The organism is Roseateles sp. P1_C6, from assembly GCF_056406315.1.
The window spans coordinates 251228-264246 of the sequence record NZ_JBFUAK010000004.1 but is presented as its reverse complement, the minus strand read 5'-3'; the positions used below and the strand labels follow the sequence as shown (position 1 = coordinate 264246).

7 protein-coding genes are annotated in these 13019 nt (G+C 68.8%); 6 read left to right on the top strand and 1 reads right to left on the bottom strand.

All coding sequences use genetic code 11. The annotated features are described in order from the left end of the window. Window positions 1–79: 79 nt before the first annotated feature. A complete protein-coding gene (locus tag AC1D29_RS09950; protein WP_477896721.1) occupies window positions 80–1603 on the bottom strand; it encodes a tryptophan halogenase family protein in 1524 nt (507 codons plus the stop codon). Window positions 1604–1764: 161 nt separating this feature from the next. Here AC1D29_RS09950 and AC1D29_RS09945 point away from each other — a divergent pair, with 161 nt between their 5' ends. The 6 genes from AC1D29_RS09945 (at window position 1765) to AC1D29_RS09920 (ending at window position 13018) form a co-directional block, all read left to right on the top strand. Then, complete coding sequence (locus AC1D29_RS09945; protein WP_477896719.1) at window positions 1765–2997, top strand: ROK family protein; 1233 nt, start codon at window positions 1765–1767, stop codon at window positions 2995–2997. Next, a complete protein-coding gene (gene xylB, locus AC1D29_RS09940; protein WP_477896717.1) occupies window positions 2997–4457 on the top strand; it encodes a xylulokinase in 1461 nt (486 codons plus the stop codon). The genes AC1D29_RS09945 and xylB overlap by 1 nt, the downstream gene beginning before the upstream one ends. An 18-nt stretch (window positions 4458–4475) precedes the next feature. Continuing rightward, window positions 4476–5792: a xylose isomerase gene (gene xylA / locus AC1D29_RS09935; protein WP_477896715.1), complete on the top strand. Its 1317-nt coding sequence runs from the start codon at window positions 4476–4478 to the stop codon at window positions 5790–5792. Window positions 5793–5972: 180 nt separating this feature from the next. Continuing rightward, entirely contained in the window at window positions 5973–9011 is a 3039-nt protein-coding gene (locus AC1D29_RS09930) for a TonB-dependent receptor (protein WP_477896713.1), read from the top strand. Between the two features lie 52 nt (window positions 9012–9063). Further along, window positions 9064–10698: a DUF5597 domain-containing protein gene (locus AC1D29_RS09925; protein ID WP_477896711.1), complete on the top strand. Its 1635-nt coding sequence runs from the start codon at window positions 9064–9066 to the stop codon at window positions 10696–10698. Window positions 10699–10702: 4 nt separating this feature from the next. Continuing rightward, window positions 10703–13018: a glycosyl hydrolase family 95 catalytic domain-containing protein gene (locus AC1D29_RS09920; RefSeq protein WP_477896709.1), complete on the top strand. Its 2316-nt coding sequence runs from the start codon at window positions 10703–10705 to the stop codon at window positions 13016–13018. Window position 13019 lies beyond the last annotated feature (1 nt).

The window sequence follows — 13019 nt, the reverse complement described above, 5'->3', positions numbered from 1 at the left end:
GAACTTCCTTGTTGTCTCCGATGGGCCGGCGGGTGTGCCGGCCGCTTTGTCTGTGCGTGTCTCTGGTGCGCCGGATCTCCTAGGCTGAGGGCGCCTTCACATGGCGGTTGATGTAGTCGCCGTGGTCGGGCATGGCGCCCACGGTCTGGTGAATGGCCTGGCGCAGCCGCACGAAGTGCTGCAGCAGCGCCTGCGTGTCGATGTGGTCGACAAAGGGGTCGTAGCTTTCGGGCGTGAGCCCCAGGCCCAGGAACAGCGACACCCAGGACGGCTCCGCAAAGCCCTCGGGGTCGTAGATCGTGACGCGGCCCGTCGCGCGGAACAGCTCGATCTGGTGCGACAGCGAGTCCGGGATGGGCATGGCCGCGCAATAGCGCCACAGCTCGCTGTCGCGCCGCTCGGTCAGCTTGTAGTGCAGCACGATGAAGTCGCGGATGGACTCGTACTGCAAGGCCATGCGGCGGTTGAACTCGGCGGCCAGGTGCGGCTTGAACTGCCTGTCGGGGAAAAACTGGATGAGCCGTCCCACGCCGTCCATGATGAGCTGGATGCTGGTGGACTCCAGCGGCTCCAGGAAGCCCGAGGCCAGGCCGATGGCGACGACGTTCTTGACCCAGCCGGCCTTGCGCCGGCCGGTCGTGAAGCGCAGCTGGCGCGGGCTGTCCAGCGCCGGGCTGTCCAGGCCGGCCAGCAGCGTGCTCGCCGCCTCGTCGTCGCTGATGAACTGGCTGCAGTAAACGTGGCCATTGCCGGTGCGGTGCTGCAGCGGGATGCGCCACTGCCAGCCGGCCGACTTGGCGGTGGAGCGGGTGTAGGGCGTCAGCGGCTCGACGCGCTCGCTGGGCACGGCCTGGGCGCTGTTGCAGGGCAGCAGCGCGCTCCAGTCCTCGTAAGGGCTCTGCATCGCGCCACCGATCAGCAGCGCACGGAAGCCCGAGCAGTCGATGAACAGGTCGCCAGCTATGCGGCGGCCGTCCTGCAACTTCACGGCAGCGACGAAGCCGTCCGCAGGCCGCAGTTCCACGTCGACGATGGTGCCCTGGATGCGCTGCGCGCCGCGCTGCATCGCGTAGTCGCGCAGGTAGGCGGCATACAGGCCGGCATCGAAGTGATAGGCGAAGGAGTAGGCGTTGGCCGCCGACGGCGCGCCCGGCTCGGGCGGCGTGAAACGGTTGCCCCGGGCCATGACGGTGGACGTCGACCAGTCCTCGTAGCTCGGCAGCTTGTCCACCTCGCGCTGCAGGCGCAGCCAGTGCTGCCAGGGCGCGCGGGTCTCGATGGCCGGGCCGAAGTCGCCAAAGCCATGGAAGAAACGATGACCCACGCGACCCCAGTCGCGGAACTCGATGCCCAGCTTGAAGCTGCCCTGCGTGCGCTTGACGAAGTCGGCGCCGTCCAGGCCCAGGCTCTGGTTGTAGAAGCGGATGGTGGGCAGCGTCGCCTCGCCGACGCCGATGGTGCCGATGTCCGGCGACTCGACCAGCACGATCTCGCAGCCCGCCGCGCCGGCCTTCTGAAAGCGCTGCGCCAGCGGTGCGGCCGCCATCCAGCCGGCGGTGCCGCCGCCGACGATGACGATCTTGCGGATGGAGGGGTCGGACATGTCTCGCTTCGTTCTTGTGCTGCCACAGCAGGCTGCGGGCGGCGCGATCTTCGGCGAGTCGGGCCGCAGCGCGCTAGGGGCTTTTACCGTATTTACTTCGTGCGACGGCCGAACTAATATGGCTCGAAACCCGTCACAGCATGGGTACCTCTAGGAGACAAATGCAGGCCGAAGCTGCCGGCAGCCAACAGCTGCTCAAGGGCATCAACCGCATGGCGCTGGTGCGCCATCTGTGCGCCAACCCGGGCTTGTCGCGTGCCGACCTGGCCGGCGCCGTGGGCCTGACCAAGTCCACCGTCAGCCTGCTGGTGCGGGAGCTGATTGCCGAGGGGTGGCTGGCCGAGCGCGAGGTCGTGGCCACTGGTGACCTGGGCCGCCGCCCCACGCCGCTGTTCATCGACCCCGACCGCCTGCTGCTGCTGGGCGCCGAGGTCGGCATCGAGTCCGTGCGCGTGGTTGCCACGTCGCTGACCGGCGAGGTGCGTGCCTGCACGGTCACGAACTACGGCGCCAGCCGCACGGCCAAGGCCTGCATCGCCAGCCTGGCCACCGCGCTGCTGAAGCTGCGCAAGCAACTGGACGCCAGCCAGCAGGTGCTGGGCATCGGTGTCGGCCTGCCGGGCGGCGTCAACGAGGCGCGCGGCGTGCTGCATTTCGCGCCCAACCTGGGCTGGCGCGACATCCCCTTCGGCGCCCTGCTGGGCGAGAAGCTGCAGGACACGGCGCTGGCCGGCGTGCCGCTGTTCATCCAGAACGAAGCCGACGTGGCGGCGCTGGGCGAGATGGAGTTCAACCCCGCGCCGTCGTCCGACCCGCTGCTGTACGTCTCCATCAACCAGGGCCTGGGCGCCGGCGTCATCGTCGGCGACCGGCTGCTGACCGGCAGCCGCGGCTTTGCCGGCGAGGTGGGCCACATGGTGCTGCAGCTGAACGGCCCGCGCTGCTCCTGCGGCCGCCGCGGCTGCGCCGAAGCGTTGATCGCCACCCGCGCCATGCTGGGCGGCAGCGAGGACGGCACCGCGCTGCGCTCGCTGGCCGAGGTGCGCGCGCACCTAGTCGACGAGGACCCCGAGACGCTGAAGGCCGTCGCCTCCGCCGGCCGCTACCTGGGCGTGCTGCTGCAGAACCTGGCCACTGCCTACGACCCCGCCTGCATCGTGCTGGGCGGGTCGGTGGTCGAGCTGGGCGAGCCCTTCCTGAAGCCGGCGCTGGACACGCTGCTCGATTACGCAGCGGCGGCCAGCCTGCCGCCGCCCACCGTGCGCACCTCGATGTTCGGCGCCAACGCCGTCGCCGTGGGCGCTGCGGCGCTGGCCCGCTATCGGCTGACCCGCCCGGCGCTGCCGCTGGCCGACAGTGGCGTCTCTTTTGCCGAAGCCGAGGAGACCGTCTGATGTTTCTCGGCATCGATCTGGGCACGTCCGAAGTCAAGCTGCTGCTGCTTGACGATGCGGGCCACATCGTCGGCACGGCGGGCAGCACGCTGAGCCTGTCCAGCCCCGAGCCGCTGTGGTCCGAGCAAGACCCCGCCGACTGGTGGCAGGCCACCGAAGCCGCCGTGGCCAAGCTGCGCGCCGCCCATCCCATGGCCTTTGCCGCCGTGCGCGGCATCGGCCTGTCCGGCCAGATGCACGGCGCCGTGCTGCTGGGCGCGGGCGACGACGTGCTGCGCCCCGCCATCCTGTGGAACGACGGCCGCAGCCATGCCGAGTGCGCCGAGCTGACGGCCGCCGCGCGGCAGTTGCACGCGATCGCCGGCAACCTGGCCATGCCGGGCTTCACGGCGCCCAAGCTGCTGTGGGTGAAGAAGCACGAGCCCGGGCTCTTCGCACGCACCGCCAGCGTGCTGCTGCCCAAGGACTGGCTGCGCCTGCAGCTCAGCGGCGACAAGGTCTCGGACCCGTCCGACGCGGCCGGCACGCTGTGGCTGGACGTGGCGCAGCGCGACTGGTCCGACGCGTTGCTGGCGGCCTGCGGCCTGACGCGCGCGCAGATGCCGCGCCTGGTGGAGAGCAACGCGCCGAGCGGCGTGCTCAAGCCCGAACTGGCGAAGGCCTGGGGTCTCGGTCCCGAGGTCGTCATCGCCGGTGGCGCCGGTGACAACGCGGCCAGCGCCATCGGCATCGGCGCGACGCAGCCGGGCGACGGCTTCATCTCGCTGGGCACGTCCGGCGTGCTGTTCGTCGTCAACGACGCCTACCGCCCCAACCCGGCGTCGGCCGTGCACGCCTTCTGCCACGCGCTGCCCGCGCGCTGGCACCAGATGAGCGTGATGCTGTCGGCGGCGAGCTGCTTCAAGTGGTTCTGCCAGCTGGTCGGCGCGGACGAAGCCACGCTGCTGGCCGAGCTTTCGCCGGATGACAGCGCAGTCAATCGCGAAGCCGGCGCACCGATCTTCCTGCCCTACCTGGCCGGCGAGCGCACACCGCACAACGACCCGTTCGCACCCGGCGTGTTCCACGGCCTGAAGGCGCAGACCAACCGCGCCGACTGCACCTACGCCGTGCTGGAAGGCGTGGCCTTTGGCCTCGCCGACGGCCTGGACGCGCTGCGTGCGGCGGGCACCCAGGTCAACCAGCTCTCGCTCGTCGGCGGCGGCTCGCGCAGCGCCTGGTGGGCGCAGCTGATTGCCGATGCGCTGAACGTCGAACTCCTCGTGCACACCGGCAGCGAAGCCGGTGGCGCCCTCGGCGCCGCACGCCTGGGCTGGCTGGCCACGGGTGGCAGCGTCGAGACCGTCTGCACCCGCCCGGCCATCGCCGCCCGCTTCAGCCCCAACCCCGAACGCCACGCCCGCCTGGCCCCCCGCCTGGCGCGCTTCCGTGATCTCTACAGCCGCCTGCGCGGCGCCTAAGCCCTCCAGAAGTTAGACATGACGAGCTATTTCCAACACATCGCGCCCATCCGTTACGAGGGCGCCGACAGCCAGAACGACCTGTCCTTCAAGCACTACGACAAGGACCGCATGGTCCTGGGCAAGCGCATGGAAGACCATCTGCGCTTCGCCGTCTGCTACTGGCACAACTTCGTCTGGACCGGCCTGGACCCGTTCGGCGGCGCCACCTTCGAGCGCCCCTGGTTCCAGGGCGGCTCGCCGATGGAACTCGCCAAGCTGAAGGCCGACGCGGCGTTCGAGTTCTTCGCCAAGCTCGGCGCGCCCTACTACTGCTTCCATGACCGCGACGTGGCCCCCGAAGGCGCCACGCCGCGCGAGAGCCACGAGAACTTCCAGCGCATCGTCGACGTGCTGGGCGAGAAGCAGCAGGCCACCGGCGTCAAGCTGCTGTGGGGCACGGCCAACCTGTTCAGCCACCGCCGCTTCATGTCGGGGGCGGCCAGCAATCCGAATCCGGAGTTGTTCGCGATGGCCGCGCTGCAAGTGCGCGACGCGATGGACGCGACGCTGAAGCTGGGCGGCGAGAACTACGTGCTGTGGGGCGGCCGCGAGGGCTACGAGACGCTGCTGAACACGCGCCTGGGCCAGGAGATGGACCAGCTGGGCCGCTTCCTGAACATGGTCGTTGAATACAAGCACAAGATCGGCTTCAAGGGCGCCATCCTCATCGAGCCCAAGCCGCGCGAGCCGTCCAAGCACCAGTACGACTTCGACACCGCCACCGTGTACGGCTTCCTCGTGCGCTACGGCCTGGAGAAGGAAGTCAAGGTCAACATCGAGGCCAACCACGCGACGTTGTCGGGCCACAGCTTCGAGCACGAGATCGCCACCGCCGGCGCCTTGGGCATCCTCGGCAGCCTGGACATGAACCGCGGCGACCCGCAGCTGGGCTGGGACACCGACCAGTTCCCCAACAACGTGCCCGAGACGGCCGTGGCGCTGTACCACGTGCTGCAGGCCGGCGGCTTGGGGCAAGGCGGCCTGAACTTCGACGCCAAGGTGCGCCGCCAGTCCATCGATGCGGCCGACCTCTTCCACGGCCACATCGGCGGCATGGACGTCTGCGCGCAGGCGCTGCTGATCGCCGAGAAGATGGTCACCGACGGTCGCCTGAAGGCCGCCGTCGACGCGCGCTACGCCGGCTGGGATACAGCCGCCGGCCAGGACATCCTGCAAGGCCGCCGCACGCTCGAGCAGCTGGCCGACCAGGTGCTCACCGGCAACACCGACGTCGCACCCGTGTCTGGCCGCCAGGAAGTGTTCGAGAACCTCGTCAACCGCTTCTGCGGCTGAGCCACCCCGACGCCCGGAACACCCGGCCCCAAGCCAGCCCACGAAGACAACGCTGACATGACGCCCCCCGATCACAGCCCACGCGACCGCCCCGGTCGATGTTGACGCCACCCCTTTGCCGCCGAACCCGTCACATCCCAGAAGGGCCTTGAGCCCGCCACGACAACAGAGGAGACATCAGTGAAAACCCACCAGCGCACCGCCATTTCCCTAGCCGCCGCCCAGGCCGCCCTGCTCTGCAGCAGCATGGCCCTCGCGCAGACGGCACCGCCCCCCGTGGCCGCCGCGTCCGCGCCCACCACCAACCTGGAGACGGTCGTCGTCAGCGGCCGCCGCGCGGCGCTCGAGTCAGCCCAGAAGATCAAACAGAATTCCGACGAGATCGTCGATTCGATCGTGGCCGACGACATCGGCAAGCTCCCGGACCGCTCCATCACCGAGGTGCTGCAGCGCATCGTCGGCGTGACCATCGAGCGCACCATGGCCCGCAACGACCCCGAGCATTACTCGGTAGAAGGCTCAGGCGTCAACATCCGCGGCCTGTCGTACGTGCGTTCCGAAATGAACGGCCGTGACACCTTCTCCGCCAACGGGGGCCGCGCACTGAACTTCGAGGACGTGCCGCCCGAGTTGATGGCTGGCATCGACGTGTACAAGAACCCGTCGGCCGAACAGATCGAGGGCGCTGTCGGCGGCCTCGTGAACCTGCGCACGGCGCTGCCATTCGACTACCAGGGCTTCAAGGGCTCGGTCACGGTGCAGGAGGCCTACAACAAGCTCAACGGCAAGAAGAAGCCGTCTGCCAGCGGCCTGCTGGTCAACAGCTGGAACACCGACATCGGCCGCATCGGCGTCTTGCTGAATGCTGCAAGCTCCAAGAGCGCGACCCGCTCCGACTTCTTCCAGATCGAACCCTATTACCCCCGTACCGACGCGGTGGTGGGTCAGGCCGCCGGCACCTATCTGTGGGTGCCCAAGGGCGCGCAATGGCGCACGCTGGAATTCGAGCGCAAGCGCGACGGCCTGTACGGCGCCCTGCAGTGGAAGAAGGACAACGTCGACAGTTCGCTCACCTACTTCCGCTCCAAGTACCGCATGCAGTGGGACGAGCAGGCAATCTTCGCCCAGACCGAGCCCTACAAGATCCGGGTCACCAACGGCAAGTTCAGTGACCAGGGCGCGCTGCTCTCCGGCACTTTGACCAACAACGACGGTTCGTTGCTGAACTTCAACGACGACACCCGCACGGCCACCCGCGACTCCAAGACCGAAGACTTCGCCTGGCGCTTGAACTGGAAGGCCAACGACCGCTGGAGCTTCACGTCCGACCTGCAATACGTGAAGGCATCCACGCGCGGCCTGGACTCCACCGTGGCGACCGGTGTCGGCATGCAGAAGGAAGTTCTCGACCTGAGCGGCAGCACGCCCAGCCTCACCTTCGACGCGGCCGACCGCGCCTACCTCGCCGATCCCAAGAACTACTACTGGGGCTTCACGATGGAGCACCTGGACCGCAGCGAGGGAACCCAGAAGAGCTGGAAGGGCGATGCCCGCTACCGCTTCGAGCACCCGGTGCTGCAGGACCTGCGCTTCGGCTTGCGCTTCACGGACCGCGAGGCGCAGAGTTCGACGAACCCGTCCAACTACCACTGGCAGGCCATTTCCCAGCCGTGGACGGCAGGCGGCCCGGCCTACCTGAGCGACTACCCCGGCGGCACCACGACCAACACCTTCAACAACTTCTTTGGTGGCAGCGTTCCGACGCCGCCGTCGGTCGTGTTCCCGTCGGTCGCGCAGGCTGCAGGCTTCCCGGCGTCCTACTCGGTATTGCACAAGTACGGCGCCGACAACTGCGTGGCCAAGTTGACGGCGGCCGGTCAAAGCACGGCCCCCTGCAGCCAGTGGCCCTTCGCCTTCACGCCCGAGGGGCTGGGCAACGACATTGCTCAGGACATCCAGAGCGGCAGCGGCAACAAGCAGTCTGAGAAGACGCAGGCCGCCTTTGCGCAGCTGCGGTTCGGCTTTGAGGACTGGAAGCTGCCGATGGACGGCAACCTGGGTGTGCGGGTCGTGCGAACCCAAAACAGCGCCCTCGGCTACACCTCCTTCGCCGGCACGGAACAAGCCAAACTGGGCCTCGGCGGCGTGCCGGTGGCCAACATCCCGGCGTACCAGAAGCTGGAGACTTTCAAGAACACCTACACGGACGTGCTGCCCAGCCTGAACCTCAAGCTGCAGGCTGCACAGGACCTCCAGTTCCGTTTCGCCGCGGCCAAGGCCATCGCCCGGCCTGACTTCGACAAGCTGCAAGCCAGCACAACGTTGAGCCAGACCATCAACAGCACCGCCACCACGGTGACCAGCGTCTCGCAGACCGGTACGGGCAAGGGCAACCCGATGCTGATGCCCACCCGTTCGACGCAGGAGGACCTGACGGCCGAGTGGTACTTCAGCCGTGCCGGTTCGCTGACGGTTGCAGCGTTCCACAAGGACCTGAAGGACATCGTCATCAACCAGACGACGACCTTCCAGTTGCCCGACGCCAGCGGCAAGGCGCAGAACTTCGCGGTGACGAGCCCGATCAACGGTGCCTCGGGCAATCTCACGGGTGTGGAACTCGCTTTCCAGACGTATTTCGACAAGCTGCCGGGCTGGCTCTCCGGCTTCGGCGTGCAGGCCAACTACACCTACGTCGACAGCAAGAGCAAGTTGTACAACCCGGTCAACTCGGCCTACTGCAGCGGCGGCAACACGGCGGACAACTTCGGCCTGAACCTGAACGGCTGTGACGTCGACGGCCGCCAGTTCGGCAACCTGCCGTTGCAGGGCCTGTCACGAAAAGCCTACAACCTCGCGCTGATGTATGACCAGGGGCCGCTGTCCGCGCGCCTGGCTTACAGCTGGCGCTCGCGCTACCTGCAGGCCATCAACGTGAACGGCACGCAGGGCACGGACGGCCTGGTGACCGACCCGAACAGCCCGAACAAGGGCCAGACCAACGTGGCCTGGGGCCTGCCGGTGTGGGCCGAGAGCTATGGCCAACTGGACGCCGGCGTGTCGTACAAGCTGTTCAACGATCAGCTGTCGCTCGGCCTGGAGGCACAGAACCTCAACTCCGCCCGCCAGCGTCAGCTGATGCAGCAGCACGTCGGCTACATGACCCGTGGCCTGTTCTACACCGGTCCGCGCTACGTGGTCACTGCGCGCTACACGTTCTGACCTTGGTTTGCACCCGGCGGTCCCCACGGATCGCCGGGCGCTTGGAATCCCGATGAAGAAAATCACTCTTCTTTCGGTGGTGCTGGCTGGCTTGCTCTCCCTGCAAGCCGCCGGCGCCGCCGAGGCGCCCCGCCTGGTCACCCGCGACGGCCGCCACGCACTGCTGGTGGACGGCAAGCCCTTCCTCATCCTCGGCGCGCAGGCGCACAACTCCAGCAACTACCCTGCGGCGCTGAAGCCCGTGTGGACGGCGGCCAAGGACGCGCAGGCCAACACCGTGCTGATGCCGGTGGCCTGGGAGCAGGTCGAGCCCGAGGAGGGTCGCTTTGATTTCAGCTTCGTCGACACCTTGGTCGCCGAGGCCCGCAAGCAGAACCAGCGCCTGGTGATCCTGTGGTTCGCCACCTGGAAGAACACCAGCGCCCAATACACACCCGCCTGGGTCAAGCTCGATCCCAAGCGCTTCCCGTTCAACATGGATCGCGAAGGCAAGGCGAACTACAGCCTGAGCCCCTTCGGCGCCGAGACGCTGAAGGCCGACAAGAAGGCCTTCGTCGCCTTCATGACGCACCTGAAGAAGATCGACTCCGCCCAGCGCACCGTGCTGATGGTGCAGGTCGAGAACGAGGTCGGCACCTACGGCCTGGTGCGCGACTTCGGCAAGGAAGCGCAGGCCGCCTTCGAGCAGCCGGTGCCGGCCGCCGTGCTGGCCCGCCAAAAGCCCAAGCTTGCCGCGACCGGCACCTGGCGCGAGGTCTACGGTGACTACGCCGACGAGTACTTCCACGCCTGGGCCATCGCCCGCTACATCGGCGACATCGCGCAGGCCGGCAAGGCCGTCTACGACCTGCCCATGTACGTCAACAACGCGCTGCGCAACCCGCTGGACCAGCCGCCCAAGCCCTGGAACAAGGACTACGCCAGCGGCGGCCCGACCTGGGACGTCATCGACATCTACAAGGCCGCCGCGCCCGCGCTGGACATCGTCGCGCCCGACATCTACACGGCCGACTCCGCGCAGGTGGACGCCAACCTGCGCCTGTTCGGCCGCACCGACAACGCGCTGTGGGTGCCCGAGATCGGCAATGCGTCGATCTATGCGCGCTACCTCTACGCCATCCTCGGCAAGGGCGCGCTCGGCGTGGCGCCCTTCGGCATCGACTACTTCAACTACAGCAACTTCCCGCTTGGCTCGACGGCGACCGACCGCACCATGGTCGAGCCCTTCGGCCGCGTGTTCAAGATGTTCGCGCCCGTCCAGCGGCAGTGGGCACAGTGGGCCTTCGACGGCCGCACGCGCGGCGCGGCGGAAGGCGACGACCGCAAGCCGCAGATGCTGGAGTTCCCCGGCTGGGTCGCCAAGCTCAGCTACCGCGAATGGCAGTTCGGCGAGACCAGCTGGAAGATGACCGACAAGCTTCCCGCCGGCACCGAGCAGCCCGGTGGCGGCGTTGCCATCGCGCAGATCGGAGACGACGAGTTCCTCGTCATCGGCCAGCGCACCCGCGTGCGCATGGAGGCGGCACCGGGCCAGGGTGGCTTCATGCTGCGCACCGAGCAAGGCCGCTTCGACGACAAGGGCCGCTGGGTGATGGAGCGCGTGTGGAACGGCGACCAGGTCGACTACGGCCTGAACCTGCCGGCCGAGCCCGTCATGCTGAAGGTGACCATGGGCCGCCCGCGCTGACGCCATGAGCTTGCGCCGCCAACTGCTGCGGGTCACGGCGCTGCTCGCCAGCAGCCTGACCCTCGCCCTGCCCCTGCGTGCCGCCGAGCTGACGCTGCGCTATGCCGCGCCCGCTCCGGACACGGCCAAGGGCTGGGAGCAGCAGGCACTGCCCATCGGCAACGGCCGGCTGGGCGCGATGCTGTTCGGCCAGGCGGCGCGCGACCGGCTGCAGTTCAACGACATCACGCTGTGGACCGGCGACGACAAGGCCATGGGCGCCTACCAGCCGTTTGGCGATGTCGTCCTGGAACTGGACGACGCCGGCGCGCCGGTCAGCGACTACCGGCGCGAGCTCGACCTGCAGCGCGCCCGCCATCGCGTCAGCTACCAACAACAGGGCGTGCGCTTCGAACGCCAGACGATCGCCAGCCAGCCGGCCCAGGTCATCGCCTGGCGGCTGACTGCCGACCAGCCCGGCCGCTACAGCGGCCGCATCGCGCTGACCGACCGCCATGGCGCCGTGCTGTCCGCGGCAGGCGCCACGCTGACGGCCGTCGGTGCGCTGCCCAATGGCCTCGCCTACGCGAGCCAGCTGCGCGTGCTGCACGACGGCGGCAGCGTCAGCGTCGACGGCAACACGCTGGTCTTTCGCGGCTGCAATTCGCTGACGGTGATCCTCGGCGCGGGCACAAGCTACGCGGCCGGCCGCGTCGACGGCGCCGCGCCGCTGCCGCGCGTGCAGGCGCAGCTGGCCGCCGCCAAGCCGTGGCCCCAGCTGCAGGCGGAGCACGAGCGCGACATCGCCGCCTTGCTGGGCCGCGTGCAACTCGATCTGGGCCACAGCCCGCCCGAGCGCCGTGCACTGACCACCGACGCCCGCCTGGCCGCTTACACGCAGAGCGGCGGCGACCCGGAGCTGGAGGCGCTGTACTTCCAGTACGGCCGCTACCTGCTGGTCAGCAGCTCGCGCGACGCACTGCCGGCCAACCTGCAAGGCCTGTGGAACGACAGTCTGACGCCGCCCTGGAATGCGGACTACCACTCCAACATCAACCTGCAGATGAACTACTGGCCGGCCGAGCCGACCAACCTGGCCGAAGCCGCGCGGCCGCTGCACCGCTTCGTGCAGAGCCTCATCCCCGCGTGGCGCCGCCCGGTCGCCGAACGCGCCGCGCTGGCGCTGAAGGACGCCAGCGCGCTGCCGCCGGAGACGCCACCCTGGGACAACTCGGTGCAGCCGCCCATCGAGACCTTCCTGACCGCCGCCGGCAAGCCCGTTCGCGGCTGGACGCTGCGCACCGAGACCAACCCCTTCGGCGCCTTGGGCTACCTGTGGAACATGACCGGCAACGCGTGGTACGCGCGCCACTTCTGGGAGCACTACGCGTTCACGCAGGACCAGCGCTTCCTGCGCGAGCAGGCCTGGCCGCTGCTGCAGGAGGTGGGCGCGTTCTGGGAGGACCGACTGAAGGCCGGCCCCGACGGCCGGCTGGTCGCCCCCAACGGCTGGTCGCCCGAGCATGGCCCGGTGGCCGATGGCGTGGCCTATGACCAGCAGATCCTGTGGGACCTGTTCGACAACACGGCGCAGGCCGCGGCGGTGCTGGGCGAGCCTGCGGCACGCGCCCGCGCCCTCGCGCTGCGCGACCGCCTGGCCGGCCCGCGCGTGGGCAGCTGGGGCCAGTTGCTGGAATGGCAGACCGAGCTGAAGGACGCTGTGCTGGACACGCCGCGCGACACGCACCGGCACGTGTCCCACCTGTTCGCTCTCTTCCCCGGCCGGCAGATCTCGCCCAGCCGCACGCCCGAATTGGCCGCCGCGGCACGCAAGACGCTGGACGCGCGCGGCGACGTCAGCACCGGCTGGTCCATGGCCTGGAAGATGGCCTACTGGGCGCGGCTGCGCGACGGCAACCACGCCCACCACCTGCTGCGCGGCCTGCTGGCCACGCCGGGCGCACGCGCCGCGCTGCCGGGCCAGGAAGTGCACCAGGGCGGCACCTATCCCAACCTGTTCGACACCCACCCGCCGTTCCAGATCGACGGCAACTTCGGCGCCACCGCGGCCATCGCCGAGATGCTGCTGCAGTCGCAGGATGACGTCATCGACCTGCTGCCCGCGCTGCCCGGCGCCTGGCCCACCGGATCGGTGAAGGGCTTGCGCGCACGCGGCGGCTTCGAGGTCGACATGGCCTGGGCCGACAGCCGGCTAAAAAGCGCCACCGTGCGCTCGGTGGCCGGTGCCGGCGGCGGGCGCGTTCGCGTCGGCGCGCGCGTCGTCGACCTGAAGCTCAAGCCCGGCCAGTCGCGCACGCTGCAAGCCAAGGACTTCCTCTGAC

Coding starts and splice junctions, on each gene's coding strand:
- AC1D29_RS09950 (WP_477896721.1), bottom strand. CDS start 1,603: ATGTCCGACCCCTCCATCCGCAAGATCGTCATCGTCGGCGGCGGCACC.
- AC1D29_RS09920 (WP_477896709.1), top strand. CDS start 10,703: ATGAGCTTGCGCCGCCAACTGCTGCGGGTCACGGCGCTGCTCGCCAGC.
- AC1D29_RS09925 (WP_477896711.1), top strand. CDS start 9,064: ATGAAGAAAATCACTCTTCTTTCGGTGGTGCTGGCTGGCTTGCTCTCC.
- AC1D29_RS09945 (WP_477896719.1), top strand. CDS start 1,765: ATGCAGGCCGAAGCTGCCGGCAGCCAACAGCTGCTCAAGGGCATCAAC.
- xylA (WP_477896715.1), top strand. CDS start 4,476: ATGACGAGCTATTTCCAACACATCGCGCCCATCCGTTACGAGGGCGCC.
- xylB (WP_477896717.1), top strand. CDS start 2,997: ATGTTTCTCGGCATCGATCTGGGCACGTCCGAAGTCAAGCTGCTGCTG.